Here is a 12,371-nt window from a genome sequence, read left to right as displayed (position 1 = left end):
CCTTGCAGGGTGGCGGGTGTTGCGGCGAAAGCGGACGGACGGAGGTTGATGTAGATTAATGCCCGGAAGGCCTCAGGTGTGAAATCATAAGCTTGCTATGAATACCGGAATGGCATCCGGCATCTGACCAGACAGCGCAAAGGAGGCTTTTCATGATCAAATCAATCCTTGTACCCACAGACGGTTCCAAACATGCCGACAAGGCGTTGGAACTGGCAGGGGACATTGCCTCCAAATATGGCGCGGCGGTTCATGTGTTGAATGTTTACGGGCACCGCGACGAGGCGCAGTTGCGCCATCTGGCGGAATCCGAACATCTGGCCGATGTTGATATCTCAAGCCCCGGCGGCGCATTGGTGACCATGCCGATCTCGGTCTATGAGGATATGCGACGGGCGGAAAATCGCGGAGCCATGGGCGTGGTCTACGAAAAAATTGGCGGTGTCATTACAAACCACGCGGAAACCGTGCTGAAGGAACACGGCGTTTCCAAGGTCGATCACGAAATCACCAATGGCGACCCGGCAGAGCAGATCGTCGAGCATGCCGCGAAATACAAGGCCGACATGATCATCATGGGCAGCCGGGGGCTGAGTGACCTGAAAGGCCTGCTCATGGGCAGCGTCTCCCACAAGGTGAGCAATTCCGCGCCCTGTACGGTTGTTGTGGTGAAATAGACCGACCCGACCGCTTTGACTGCCGGGCCGGTCCATGCCCGTTCAAGGGGACAGGCGCATCCGGATCAGCGGGTGGGGTCTCCCGTCGTCGTCTGTCAGCCGCCTGGAGATTTCACGAAAACCCAGCCGTTGGTATACGGTGGGGGCAATAGGATTGTCTTCATAGACGTCAACGTCCAGTGATGGGTAACGGCTGCTGGCGGCGTTGATCAGGGTTTTGGCGATGCCATGACCGTGAAACGATGGGTCGACGAACAGTCCCCCGATAAAATTATCCAGAAGACCGATGAAGCCGATCGCCCTATGGGTTTTGCAGGCGACCCAGGTTTCCGCCTGGGGCAGGTATATATCGCGGACCAGCTTCATCTGATCCCGCAGCACGGCGTCACCCAGAAAGGGATGGCCGATTTTAGAGGCGGCCAGCCAGATTTCCAACAGGCGGTCTGTATCGGCGGGATCAAAGGCGCGGACTACATAGTCATTTGTCATGGATTGCTCCGGAAAAGTCGGTCATACACAAAAGGCTCCGGTCCGTATCTGGAGCCGAAGGGAAAAAGCCGGTTTTCGGCGTTTTAACCTCTGTGCATAAATCTCCTTTTCCGGTGGGTCAGGTCAGGCTTTCCGCAATTGCCTTGGCGGCGGCGACCGGATCATTGGCCTGGGTGATCGGGCGTCCGATGACGATATAATCCGCACCGGCATCGACTGCCTCACGCGGGGTCATGGTGCGTTTCTGGTCGCCCTTGTCAGCCCATTCCGGGCGGATGCCCGGCACGATCAGCTTGAAATCCGGGCCGCAGGCCTTGCGGATTGCAGCAATCTCGCGGGCGGAACAGACCACACCGTCCAAGCCGCAGTCCTGCGTCAGTTTCGCCAGCCGCACCACCTGTTCTTCCGTCGGGCCCTGCTGGCCGACGGCGGAGAGATCGTCGTCATCCATGCTGGTCAGCACGGTGACCGCGATCACCATCGGGCGGGTGATGCCGAGGGGCTCTGCGGCGAATTCCGCTGCCTGCAGGGCGGCTTTCATCATGGCCGGGCCGCCGCCGGCGTGAACATTGACGATTTTGGGCGCGAGCGGCGTGACAGAGCGGATGGCGCCTGCGACCGTATTCGGGATATCGTGGAATTTCAGGTCCAGGAACAGCGGCTGGTTCGGCGTGGCCGCGCCGCGTGGCGTGGCATCGTCGTCGCCGTGGGTAACCGCGCGTACGCCGTCATGACCATTGGCATTGAAGAATTCCAGACCCAGCTTCACGCCACCGACATGGCCCTGAAGCTGGCGCGACAAATGCTGCGCCTTGGCCACATCGGGCGTATCAAGCGCAACGAGAATTCGATCTTTTGGCTGCATCATGGGACCGGTTTTGCGGCAGAAAGGGATGAAAATCAAGCCGTATAAGCAGGGCTTTGCCGGAAATCGGCCCACAAACGTTGCCCTGCCCTATATTTCTACTGTATAGAAGCGCCGCGTCGCCCTTTTTTCGGCGACCCGGAATTGGCATGGCCGGATAGACGGCTTCGACGAATAAGGACATTTCATGACGGCGTATGACGTGGTGGGCATTGGCAATGCCCTGGTGGACGTAATCACCGATATTGAGGACGGCTTCCTGGGCAGCAATGACCTGCCCAAGGGCAGCATGAACCTGGTGGAGCTGGACCGGTCCAATGCGCTGTATGAGCAACTGCCGCCGACCCATGAGGTTTCCGGCGGGTCCTGCGGCAATACCATGGCCGGGATCGCCGCCCTTGGCGGCAAGGGTGCCTATATCGGCAAGGTCCGCGACGACCAGTTCGGTCAGGTCTTTCGCCACGACATCCGTTCCATCGGCGTGACCTTTGATACGCCCTATTCGACGGATGGCATGGCGACCGGCAAATGCCTGGTTCTGGTGTCCCCCGATGCCGAACGCACCATGTGCACCTATCTGGGTGCGGCCAATATGCTGACCGAGGCGGATGTGGATGAAAAGCTGATCCAGGCCTCCAAAGTGGTCTATATGGAAGGCTATCTGTTCGACCGCGAAGACGCCAAGCGCGCTTTTGTGAAGGCGGCGGAAGCGGCCCATGCCGGTGGTGTCACCAAAGTATCACTTTCGCTGTCCGACAGTTTCTGTGTAGACCGTCACCGCGAAAGCTTCCGTCATCTGGTGGAAAACCATATCGACATCCTCTTCGCCAATGAGGATGAACTGCTGTCGCTCTACCAGGTTGAAGACTTCGACGAGGCGATCAAACTGGTCAGCGGCCATTGTGAACTGGCCTGCGTTACGCGCGGTGCCAAGGGGTCGGTCCTGATCAGTGCGGATGAAACCGTGACCGTTCCCGCCGATCCGGTTGAAAAGGTGGTCGACACCACCGGGGCCGGTGACCAATACGCCGCCGGTGTATTGTTCGGCCTGACGCAGGGCCACGACCTGGCGACCTGCGGGCGGATCGGTTCCATGATGGGGGGTGAGGTCATCTCCCACTATGGCGCGCGGATCGAGGCGGATGTGAAAGCACATCTGCCGGGCCTCGTCGGCTAACGAACTACTTGTATTAAATCCTACGAAAGGAAACGTCGTTATGGCGTTGCGCAACCTGGCGATTATCGCCCACGTCGACCATGGCAAAACCACCCTGGTCGATGAATTGTTGAAACAGTCCGGGACCTTCCGCGCCAATCAGGCGCTGGACGAGCGTGCCATGGACAGCGGCGATCTGGAAAAGGAACGCGGGATTACCATTCTCGCCAAATGCACCAGCGTCGAATGGAACGACACCCGTCTGAACATCGTCGATACCCCGGGCCACGCCGATTTCGGTGGCGAGGTGGAGCGTATCCTCTCCATGGTCGACGGTGTTGTCCTGCTGGTGGATGCCGCCGAAGGCCCCATGCCGCAGACCAAATTCGTTACCATGAAGGCGCTGGAACTGGGCCTGAAGCCGATCGTTCTGATCAACAAGGCCGACAAGCCCGATGCGCGCCCCGATTGGGTCGTTGATCAGGTCTTCGATTTGTTCGTGGCGCTGGACGCCTCTGAAGAGCAGCTCGAATTCCCGGTTCTTTACGCTTCTGCCAAGGAAGGCTGGGCGGTGAAGGATCTGGCAGAGCCGCGCGAAAACATGGATGTGCTGTTCGATCTGATGCTGGATCACATCCCGGAACCGGATGCCGATCCGGACGGGCCGTTCCGGATGCTGATCACCACGCTGGAAGCAGACCCCTTCCTGGGCCGTATCCTGACCGGTCGTATCCAGTCCGGTCGCCTGAAGGCAGGCGAGACGGTCAAGGGCCTGAAACAGTCCGGTGAGCGTATCGAGCAGGCGCGCCTGACCAAGCTTCTGGCTTTCCGCGGGTTGAAGCGTGAGCCGATCGAAGAAGCCCAGGCCGGTGACATCGTGGCGCTGGCCGGTCTTGCCAAGACCACGGTGGCCGACACCATCTGCGCGACCACTGTGGATGAGGCATTGGACGCCCGCCCGATCAGCCCGCCGACCATGTCCATGACAATTTCCGTCAACGACAGCCCGATTGCGGGCCAGGACGGCGACAAGCTGACCAGCCGCATGATCGCCGACCGTCTGGAACGCGAAGCGGAAGGCAATATCTCCATCCGCATCACCCAGTCCGCCGAGAAAGACAGCTTCGAAGTGGCTGGCCGTGGGGAATTGCAACTCGGCGTTTTGATCGAGACCATGCGCCGTGAGGGTTTTGAGCTGACCGTCGGTCCGCCGCGCGTTCTGTTCCAGAAGGGCGAGAACGGCGAAACGCTGGAGCCGATGGAAGAAGCCCAGATCGACGTGGACGAGGAATTCAGCGGCGTCGTCGTTGAGAAGCTCGGCATCCGCAAAGGCGAGCTGATGGAAATGCAGCCGTCGGGCGGTGGCAAGGTTCGCCTGCGTTTCGCCATCCCGTCGCGCGGCCTGATCGGGTATCAGGGTGAATTCCTGGCCGATACCCGCGGTTCCGGCATCCTGTCTCGCATGTTCACCGGTTTTGCCCCGTTCAAGGGCGCCATTGCCGGTCGCCGTGTGGGCGTGCTGATTTCCCAGGAGAAAGGCAAGGCCGTGGCCTATGCCCTGTGGAACCTGGAAGAACGCGGGCCGCTCTTCATCGATGCGGGCGTGGATGTCTATCCGGGCATGATCATCGGCGAGCACAACAAGGGCCAGGACCTGGAAGTGAACCCGCTGAAAGGCAAGCAGCTTACCAACGTCCGTGCCAGCGGCAAGGACGATGCGGTGAAGCTGACCACGCCGATCCAGCGCACACTGGAAGAAGCGATTGCCTATATCGAGGAAGACGAGCGTGTTGAGGTCACCCCCAACCACATTCGTCTGCGCAAGGCGATCCTGGATTCCAACGAACGTAAACGCGACCGCCGCCGCCGCGAGGCGGAAGCGGTCTAAGGCCTGGAATGCAATTCTGTGTAGATAGGGAACCCGGCGGCTTTTGTCGCCGGGTTTTTTTATGGGCTGGGGACATTGGCTGGGTTTATGCGGTGTCAGGTTCCGACGGAGTGTCGGTGAAATTGACAGCAGGATTTTCATTGCTTTCGTAATACCTTCTTAAGGTATTGAAAGTTATGGTGTGTTTTCTTCTGGCACAGGACTTGCTGCATGGCGGCTCAATGCAAATGCTTTTGACTAGGGAATTGTTATTCATGCGTATGTGGAAATTATTAGGGTTGGTCGCCGGTTTTGCCCTGTCAGCGACGGTCAGTGCACAGGCCGCCTATATCACGGTGGGTGGCAAGATGGCTGCCGATGGCAGCGGGCTGACCACCAATGTTTCGGGTGCCACCGTTGTGGATTTCAATAACGGCATGATGCCGTCTAACTATTCCGGTGATGGCGCGGTTGTTACCGGTAGCGTTGGCGGCCGCTATGCCGCCCCTCCGGGTGACGGCACGCCGTATCTGTCTGTGCCCAACCCGTACCGCAGTGGTTCGCTGGCCATTGATGCCGGTGGGGATTACAACTATTTTGGTCTCTACTGGGGCTCGGTTGATACCTACAACTATATCAGTTTCTATGATGACAATGTCCTCGTCGCCAGTTTCTCCGGCAGCGACGTCAAAAACCCGGCCAATGGCAACCAGGGTGTTGTCGGGGCGGATTATGTGAACTTCTGGTTTGACAGTGCGTTGGGTGAGGTTTTTGACAAGGTTGTTCTGACCTCTACCAATTATGCCTTTGAAACCGACAACCATGCTTTTGCCAATGTGCCGGCACCGGCCGCGCTTGGCCTGATGGGGCTCGGTCTGATGGGGCTCGGTTTGGTCCGCCGCCGCCAGGGACAGGCAAGCTGAGGCTGGAAGCTTTAGGCTTTGTAGTTAAAGCGGGGCTTCGGCCCCGTTTTATTATTGGCGGCCCCATGGCAATGGGGTCATTTTCCCGGTCAGCCAGTCGACAAAAACCTTTGTCTTTCCGGCCTCGAAACGATTGGACGGTCGGACCAGATAGATTGCACCTTCTCCCTCCAACTGCCAGCCGGGCAAGGCATTGACCAGCCGCCCCTCGGCAAGGTCCGGGCCTACCAGCCAGTCGGAAACAACGGTCAGACCCTGATCTGCCAGAACCGCCTGAATCAGGCTATTGGCATCATTGGCCTGATAATTTCCTGAAACGCGGACGGATCGCTCCTCTCCGCCGCGTTGGAAGCGCCAATGGGGATAGCTGACCATATGTGTGAAATGCAGACAGTTATGGTTCTGTAAGTCTTCCGGCCGGTCCGGCTGTCCGTGGCGGTTCAGATAGGCGGGCGTTGCGCAGACGACCCGCCTATGGTCGGCCAACTTTCGCGCCACGAGGCTGCTGTCTGGCAGTTCACCGATGCGGATTGCCAGATCCATGTTTTCCGCCAGCAGGTCCACATAATGGTCGGCATAGGTGACATCGAGATTGAGTTGCGGGTAGAGAGCCAGAAAATCGGGCAGGATTGGTGCGATCCATTGGCGGCCAAAGGCAAGCGGCAGTGCGAGGCGTAGGGTGCCGCGCGGCTCAAGGCTCTGGGTGCTGGCTTCTGCTTCCGCCTCGGCCATGGCGTGGAGAAGGGTTTTCATGCGGTGGCAATACCGCTTTCCGATCTCCGTCAGGGCCAGTCTGCGCGTGCTGCGTTCCAGAAGGCGAATGCCTAGTCTTTCTTCCAATGCCGTAACCCGTTTGGACAAAACGGAGGCGTCCTTGCCCAATATCCGTGCTGCTGCTGCGAAGCTGCCCTGTTCGGCCACGGTGATAAAGGCGGTGATCTGGTCCAGATGTTGACCGATTAGTTCCTGCATAATTTGCAGGAATATACTGAAATTGTTATGGATTAAAGGTCAAAGACGGGTGATGTAGAGAAATCGTGGTTCAACCAGTTATGGAAATCACGATGAAAGCCTATCATTTGACCGCTACGGGCTTCGACGGTCTGAAGCCGGTGGAAGTCGACATTCCCCGACCACAGGCGGGAGAGGTGTTGATTAAACTTCATGCAGCCAGTCTCAATTATATCGATCTGGCCGTCGCCAGCGGCGCCTTTCCTGCCCCGCAATTGCCACTGATTCCGGTCGCCGACGGGGCTGGGGAGGTGGTTGAATGTGGCGAGGGCGTTGCAGCCTATAAACCGGGTGACAGGGTCCTGCCGCATTTTCTGCCGGACTGGCAGGCAGGCCGCTTGCCGTCTTTGGAAAGCCGCCCCATGCGGGGGATTACTGTGCCGGGATCGCTGGCTGATTATCTGGTGATGCCTGCCTATGGGCTAGCCTCGATGCCGGGACATCTCTCCTATGAAGAAGGGGCGACGCTGTCCATCGCCGCGACCACGGCCTGGAAGGCGGTGCGGACCGGTAATCTCTGCCCCGGCAAGACGGTGCTGTTGCTGGGCACCGGTGGGGTCAGTCTTTTTGCCCTGCAATTTGCCAAGGCAAGCGGTGCGCGAGTGATTATCATCTCCTCGTCCGACAAAAAACTGGATCAGGCAAGGGTTCTGGGCGCGGATGAGGTGATCAATTACAGACGGGTCGACGCCTGGGACGAGAATGTTCTGGAATTGACCGACGGACAGGGTGTCGACCTGGTGGTGGAGACCGTCGGCCCCGAGACTTTCGCACGGTCGCTGAACGCCACGGCGATCGAAGGCACGGTCTTTATGGTTGGTTTTATTTCCGGCGATATGCTGAATGTCTCCCTTCTGCCGGTTCTTTTGAAGACGTTACGTCTTGTCGGCAGCAACACCGGGTCGTTGGCCGATTTCAGGGAAATGGTGACTGCAATCGGGGCCAATGGGCTTCGTCCGGTGATTGACAGGTCATTCGACTTTGACGAGGCGCGCCAGGCCTATGAGCTCATGGCGCAGGGCGGGCATTTCGGCAAAATTGCCATTCGGATTTAGAGGGGGAGTGGCGGGGCCTTTCCCCCGCCACAGCCTATCTACTTAATCTCGGAGACCGCCCCGGAAATCCGGATGCTGCTGCCTTTTTCCGGGCCGAATTCTGCCGTCAGCAGAGATTTGCGGCCCATATCCTCACCCTGCACGATGGTGATCTTCCCGGCATCCATCCAGTTGATGTCCCGCAGGTAACCGGCAAATGCGGCCGCCGCCGCACCGGTTGCCGGGTCTTCATAGACCCCGCCGATGGCAAAGGGGTTGCGGGCATGAAACAGATCGGGCGTTTCCGGCTGGACGACGGCGATGGTTGTCAGGTTGTGGGCGGCCATGATTTTCCGCAGGGCCTCGAAATTGTAGCCAAGCTGCGACAGGCGTTTGCGCCGGGCCAGCGGCAGGATCAGATGGCGTGTGGCCGTGCCCGCCAGACGGACCGGCAGGCCGTCCGCAAGATTTTCTTTCGTCAGGCCGAATTCATCCATGACGGCGTTGACCAGGTCGTTATCCGCCGGTTCCGACCAGGTTTCCGGCGACTGCAGCGCTGCGGTCCAGTTGCCGCCCTCGTCCTGCCGGGCCTCCACCGTGATGGCGGCGTCGTTGAGCTGCAGGTTATAGACCCCGGCGCCAAAGCGCATGCCAAGCGCCGCCCCCAAGGCGATGGTGGCATGGCCGCAGAAGGGCACCTCGATGGTCGGCGCAAAATAGCGGACCCGCCAATGGTCACCTTCATTCAGCAGGAAGGCTGTTTCAGAGTACCCCAGATCCGCTGCAACGCGCAGCATTTCGGTATCGTCGGGCATCATTTCCAGAAAGGCGACGCCGGCGGGATTGCCGCCTTTGCCATCTGCGGTGAATGCGGAAAGTTCCAGAATATCCATAACCCAGTCCCATCGTTTAAGTCATTTCGATTGAGAAATGACTATCGGTTTGTCTTTCATCCCTTATTAGATGGTAGGGATTGCGATCAGGACAAACGGATAATTCTGGGGCAAGAGACCAAGAAAAGCTTAGGCGGTTGGTTGGCTACTCGTTTTGTGCGGCTGCCAGGGCGTTCATACCGCGGCGGCGCAGGGTTTCCGCCTCCACCGAACTGGTCAGAAGCTCAACCAGGCGAACGGAAATGCACAGGAAGGATTCTGCAATATCCTGCTTGTCTTCCGGCGTTTTAGGCAGCAGCTTCAAAATGGCGTCGTTATAGCTTTCCAGGTTTTTCCGCAGGGAGGCGACACAGCTTCTGGCCGCCGATTGCAGGCCCAGGCGCTCCCCGATCTGGTGCAACTCGCCGACCGCCCGCGCACAGTCCTCGGCCCGTTCAAAGGCCTGTTCGTCCGGTGCGGCGCTCAGGTTCGGGACACCCCCCTTGCGCATGGGCAGGGCGGCCATGACATTCTTTTCCGCATGGCGCAGGATGCGCGCCTGCAAGGCGTCGGCGACGCGTCCACGCATGGCGAACAACCGTTTGCCCCAACGGCCTTCGCGGGTGATCCCGATGCCGGTCGTGATCTGGCTGAAACCCTGCGAGAAATAACGTGCGCGCAACACCACTTCCATATCGGCCATGTCGCGGTTGTCTATTGCGCCTTCGACCGCTTCGGCGTCGGTTTCCAGGTCGGAGAGGATGATGTCCCCGATCAGGTCCATTTCCGTACGCTGAACCATCGAGTCATCCCCGCTGCGGGAGATTGCGCCGATAACTTTCACAATCGGGAAGGGCCGCAGCAACCGCCCGATCAGGGCCAGCATCAGGGTAATGGAGTCTTCCGGCTGGTTGTCATAGATGTGATGGAAGGTCTTTTTTACATCCTCAACCTGTCTGGCGTTGAGGTCCATCATCGGCTTGGGCGGGAATTGCGATTTCAACGCCTCAAGCGGTGCGGCAATGCGCAGGGTCGATGTGATTTCCCGGGCGTCCTCCAGACGATCCGGTCCGCCCAGTTTGTCCGCCAGCGCGTTCAGGGCCTTTTCATCGTCGGCAATGTCATCCAGGGCCGTGCTGAAGGCTTCTGCACCGGCCTCCCAGAGGGAGAGCGACAGAGATGCAATGGCCTGGTCGTCACTTTCCAGTTGGGCCTTCGTGTATTCCTTGCACAGAGCCTGGAAACCATTCGGCTTCAATTCCTTGGTCAACCAGACCCACAGTGGTTGAAGCGTGCTGCGGTCAACCTGGCCCAGGGGTTTGGGGCTGGGTCTGCCATTGACCAGCATATCTTCCGCCGGCAGGAAAAAGGCCCGCTGGGCGGTCAGGACGCGGGGTGCGCGGATCAGGGCAAGCGAGGGGCGCAGGATCGCCATGATGGCGTTATGCGGCAGGCCAAGCTTGTGTTCCATCCGGTCCAGTTCGACGGAGGCTGCCAGTTTGCGCAGGTCCCGTTCCGGCAGGTTTTCGATGAAGGCGAGAAGCTGTGCCTTTTTCTGTTCTTCGCTGCTCATATCGCCTCCCTCCGGAAACGTTCCAGACCGCCGATTATGGCGTGGTCCATGCGCTGCACCAGTTGTGTCTTGGTCGCCCATTTGGGTTGCAGGCGTTGCAGGTCGGTCCAGAAATCACTGTGTTTACCGGTCATGTCTTCTGGCAGCCGCGGCAGGAAGGGTGCCGTTTCCTGCAGGAATTCGCGCTGGCTGAAGCGTTCCCGGTTTTCCCGGTCATGCCAGTGAAAGGCGATCGTCCGCCATCCGCTGATCAGATATTGCAGGGTATCGCTGATATCAGCGATCTGTTTTTGCCGTTCGTCCCAGTTGGCCAGGGTATCGCCCATATTGTCGATCATGTCGGTCTGCGTGGCGATCAGGTCGTTGCCCAGGCTGGCGGTATGCTGCATGGCCAGTGCCGTGCGCTGCGCCAGTTCCGCCGGGCCGACAGGTTCTGTAATCAGCCACCGCTTCAGGTCGCCGGAAATTTTGGTTAAGTCGTTCAATGTGGCCTGGACGGAATATTTATAGGGCTCGTCGCCCAGTCCCAAAGGCACCAGCGATTTGGTCCAGTCATCCAGACGCTGGAAAAGGTCTTCGGAGGTGATCTTTGCCTTTTTGGCAAAGCCGCCGAGGGCCTTGCTGGCCGCCTGTATGCCCTGTGGTTTTGCCAGGCCGGCCAGATCGAGCTGGCGCGCGGCGTCATCCGCATCGGAAAGCTGGGCCACGGCCCGCTGTATCAGGCGCAGGGTCATAATCCCGCTTTCCTGGGTCAGGTCCTGTAAATAGCTGCGGTATCTATACATCGGCTGTGCGCCGCCAAGGCCTGTTATGGCAATTTTAGCCGCCTGTTTCGCGACGCCGAGAGGCTGCCAGATATTGCCCTCCGTAAGGGCCGCAAAAAGCGCATTGTCGTAAACAGTCATGCCGGGCAGCTTTTGCAGATGGGCGGCGGGCACAACGTAATAACCATGGCCGTCACCCAGATCGTGCAACAGAAAGACCAGCCCGTCCTGCCCTTGCCGGACGCGGGCATGAACAAGCAGACGAGATGTGAATGGTACGGCAACTCCCCGCCTGATGAGGGATTTTGGTACTGGACTACCCGAGATCATTACTAGTTTTCCGTTGGCATGCACTTGTATTAGTCGTTTGCTATCGAATGGGCAATCTACAAGTGAACAAACCCTGCTCGGGAGTTCCCCTCCCAAACAGTCCTGTACCCTTAATACTGCCCCAATATTGAGATATACTGGAAATTCCTAATTTTTAGTAAGCATTTTTCATATTTCTGTTTAATAATTTAAGCTCTTCCTCTTTTAAATGCTGAGCTTTCTCTATTGTCGAGGTTTTGCGCCTTATACCGGGAAAACAACAGGTTGGATAAGATCCTTTTTCGTGAACCCAGAATTGAAGATGCCGACGTCCTGCTTGATTTCGGCAACCAGTTGTTGACGGAATCGGACAACTATATCCGCGCTCCCGACGAGCGGGCCAATGATGTGGCTCAAATGGCGGCGATAATCCGTAGCTTCCAACAAACACCAAACCATGTGATGCTTCACGCCTGGGAGAGAGGCGTTCCCGTCGGCGAGGCGGTTCTGATCGGTGGGCATTTGCATAAATGCCGGTTGACCGCCACGGTGGGGCTGGGGATTTTGAATTCCCATCAACGGATGGGATTGGGGACAAAGCTGCTGGTTTTGCTGGAAGAACGCGCCCGGGAGTTGGGGCTGCATCGGCTGGAGCTGACGGTCCTGCATACCAATCCTGCGGCCCGCCGCCTTTATGACAGGATGGGATACCGGCGGGAAGGGGTGAAACTTCAATCTGTGCTGCAGGGCCATCGCTATGTGGATGAAATCATGATGGCCAAACTTCTGACGTAATCGCTTGCCTATTATGCCCTTCAAACACTCTTTGCC

General features: G+C 58.3%; 12 protein-coding genes. 6 read left to right on the top strand and 6 right to left on the bottom strand.

Annotated elements, in window-relative coordinates; genetic code table 11:
• Positions 1-152: 152 nt before the first annotated feature.
• The gene (locus IF205_RS02730) at positions 153-677 is read left to right on the top strand and encodes a universal stress protein (RefSeq protein WP_259781758.1); all 525 of its coding nucleotides are present in this window, start codon (positions 153-155) and stop codon (positions 675-677) included.
• Positions 678-719: 42 nt separating this feature from the next.
• Here IF205_RS02730 and IF205_RS02725 read toward each other — a convergent pair whose 3' ends face one another.
• Both IF205_RS02725 and pyrF read right to left on the bottom strand, forming a co-directional pair.
• Positions 720-1,166: a GNAT family N-acetyltransferase gene (locus IF205_RS02725; RefSeq protein WP_259781757.1), complete on the bottom strand. Its 447-nt coding sequence runs from the start codon at positions 1,164-1,166 to the stop codon at positions 720-722.
• 118 nt (positions 1,167-1,284) lie between these two features.
• Positions 1,285-2,034, bottom strand: a complete 750-nt coding sequence (pyrF, locus tag IF205_RS02720; protein ID WP_259781756.1) for an orotidine-5'-phosphate decarboxylase — start codon at positions 2,032-2,034, stop codon at positions 1,285-1,287.
• A 184-nt stretch (positions 2,035-2,218) separates the two neighbouring features.
• On the opposite strand from pyrF, the gene IF205_RS02715 reads away from it, so the two are divergent.
• The 3 genes from IF205_RS02715 to IF205_RS02705 all read left to right on the top strand — a co-directional run bounded on the left by IF205_RS02715 (position 2,219) and on the right by IF205_RS02705 (position 5,977).
• Entirely contained in the window at positions 2,219-3,208 is a 990-nt protein-coding gene (locus tag IF205_RS02715; RefSeq protein ID WP_259781755.1) for an adenosine kinase, read from the top strand.
• 40 nt (positions 3,209-3,248) lie between these two features.
• Positions 3,249-5,075: a translational GTPase TypA gene (gene typA / locus IF205_RS02710; RefSeq protein ID WP_259781754.1), complete on the top strand. Its 1,827-nt coding sequence runs from the start codon at positions 3,249-3,251 to the stop codon at positions 5,073-5,075.
• Between the two features lie 254 nt (positions 5,076-5,329).
• Entirely contained in the window at positions 5,330-5,977 is a 648-nt protein-coding gene (locus tag IF205_RS02705; RefSeq protein WP_259781753.1) for an Npun_F0296 family exosortase-dependent surface protein, read from the top strand.
• A gap of 51 nt (positions 5,978-6,028) precedes the next feature.
• Here IF205_RS02705 and IF205_RS02700 read toward each other — a convergent pair whose 3' ends face one another.
• Positions 6,029-6,949, bottom strand: coding sequence for a LysR family transcriptional regulator (locus IF205_RS02700; RefSeq protein ID WP_259781752.1), 921 nt, complete (start codon positions 6,947-6,949; stop codon positions 6,029-6,031).
• 65 nt (positions 6,950-7,014) lie between these two features.
• On the opposite strand from IF205_RS02700, the gene IF205_RS02695 reads away from it, so the two are divergent.
• Complete coding sequence (locus IF205_RS02695) at positions 7,015-8,043, top strand: zinc-dependent alcohol dehydrogenase family protein (protein ID WP_259781751.1); 1,029 nt, start codon at positions 7,015-7,017, stop codon at positions 8,041-8,043.
• A 38-nt stretch (positions 8,044-8,081) separates the two neighbouring features.
• Here the strand turns inward: IF205_RS02695 and IF205_RS02690 are convergent, their stop codons facing one another.
• The 3 genes from IF205_RS02690 to IF205_RS02680 all read right to left on the bottom strand — a co-directional run bounded on the left by IF205_RS02690 (position 8,082) and on the right by IF205_RS02680 (position 11,561).
• The gene (locus tag IF205_RS02690) at positions 8,082-8,915 is read right to left on the bottom strand and encodes a PhzF family protein (RefSeq protein ID WP_259781750.1); all 834 of its coding nucleotides are present in this window, start codon (positions 8,913-8,915) and stop codon (positions 8,082-8,084) included.
• A gap of 145 nt (positions 8,916-9,060) precedes the next feature.
• Positions 9,061-10,467, bottom strand: a complete 1,407-nt coding sequence (locus IF205_RS02685; RefSeq protein ID WP_259781749.1) for a hypothetical protein — start codon at positions 10,465-10,467, stop codon at positions 9,061-9,063.
• Positions 10,464-11,561: a hypothetical protein gene (locus IF205_RS02680; protein WP_259781748.1), complete on the bottom strand. Its 1,098-nt coding sequence runs from the start codon at positions 11,559-11,561 to the stop codon at positions 10,464-10,466. Before IF205_RS02680 ends, IF205_RS02685 begins: the two co-directional genes overlap by 4 nt.
• Positions 11,562-11,825: 264 nt before the next feature.
• On the opposite strand from IF205_RS02680, the gene IF205_RS02675 reads away from it, so the two are divergent.
• A complete protein-coding gene (locus IF205_RS02675) occupies positions 11,826-12,335 on the top strand; it encodes a GNAT family N-acetyltransferase (RefSeq protein ID WP_259781747.1) in 510 nt (169 codons plus the stop codon).
• Positions 12,336-12,371: the final 36 nt, after the last annotated feature.

Origin of the sequence: Aestuariispira ectoiniformans (assembly GCF_025136295.1) — a bacterium.
Lineage (GTDB): Bacteria > Pseudomonadota > Alphaproteobacteria > UBA8366 > Aestuariispiraceae > Aestuariispira_A > Aestuariispira_A ectoiniformans.
Note: the sequence above shows the minus strand (reverse complement) of the source record. Positions and strands in the feature narration are given on the sequence as shown.

What these genes read in the sequence shown, in the direction of transcription:
- IF205_RS02730 (WP_259781758.1), top strand. Translation starts at nt 153, where the DNA reads ATGATCAAATCAATCCTTGTACCCACAGACGGTTCCAAACATGCCGAC.
- IF205_RS02725 (WP_259781757.1), bottom strand. Translation starts at nt 1,166, where the DNA reads ATGACAAATGACTATGTAGTCCGCGCCTTTGATCCCGCCGATACAGAC.
- pyrF (WP_259781756.1), bottom strand. Translation starts at nt 2,034, where the DNA reads ATGATGCAGCCAAAAGATCGAATTCTCGTTGCGCTTGATACGCCCGAT.
- IF205_RS02715 (WP_259781755.1), top strand. Translation starts at nt 2,219, where the DNA reads ATGACGGCGTATGACGTGGTGGGCATTGGCAATGCCCTGGTGGACGTA.
- typA (WP_259781754.1), top strand. Translation starts at nt 3,249, where the DNA reads ATGGCGTTGCGCAACCTGGCGATTATCGCCCACGTCGACCATGGCAAA.
- IF205_RS02705 (WP_259781753.1), top strand. Translation starts at nt 5,330, where the DNA reads ATGCGTATGTGGAAATTATTAGGGTTGGTCGCCGGTTTTGCCCTGTCA.
- IF205_RS02700 (WP_259781752.1), bottom strand. Translation starts at nt 6,949, where the DNA reads ATGCAGGAACTAATCGGTCAACATCTGGACCAGATCACCGCCTTTATC.
- IF205_RS02690 (WP_259781750.1), bottom strand. Translation starts at nt 8,915, where the DNA reads ATGGATATTCTGGAACTTTCCGCATTCACCGCAGATGGCAAAGGCGGC.
- IF205_RS02685 (WP_259781749.1), bottom strand. Translation starts at nt 10,467, where the DNA reads ATGAGCAGCGAAGAACAGAAAAAGGCACAGCTTCTCGCCTTCATCGAA.
- IF205_RS02680 (WP_259781748.1), bottom strand. Translation starts at nt 11,561, where the DNA reads ATGATCTCGGGTAGTCCAGTACCAAAATCCCTCATCAGGCGGGGAGTT.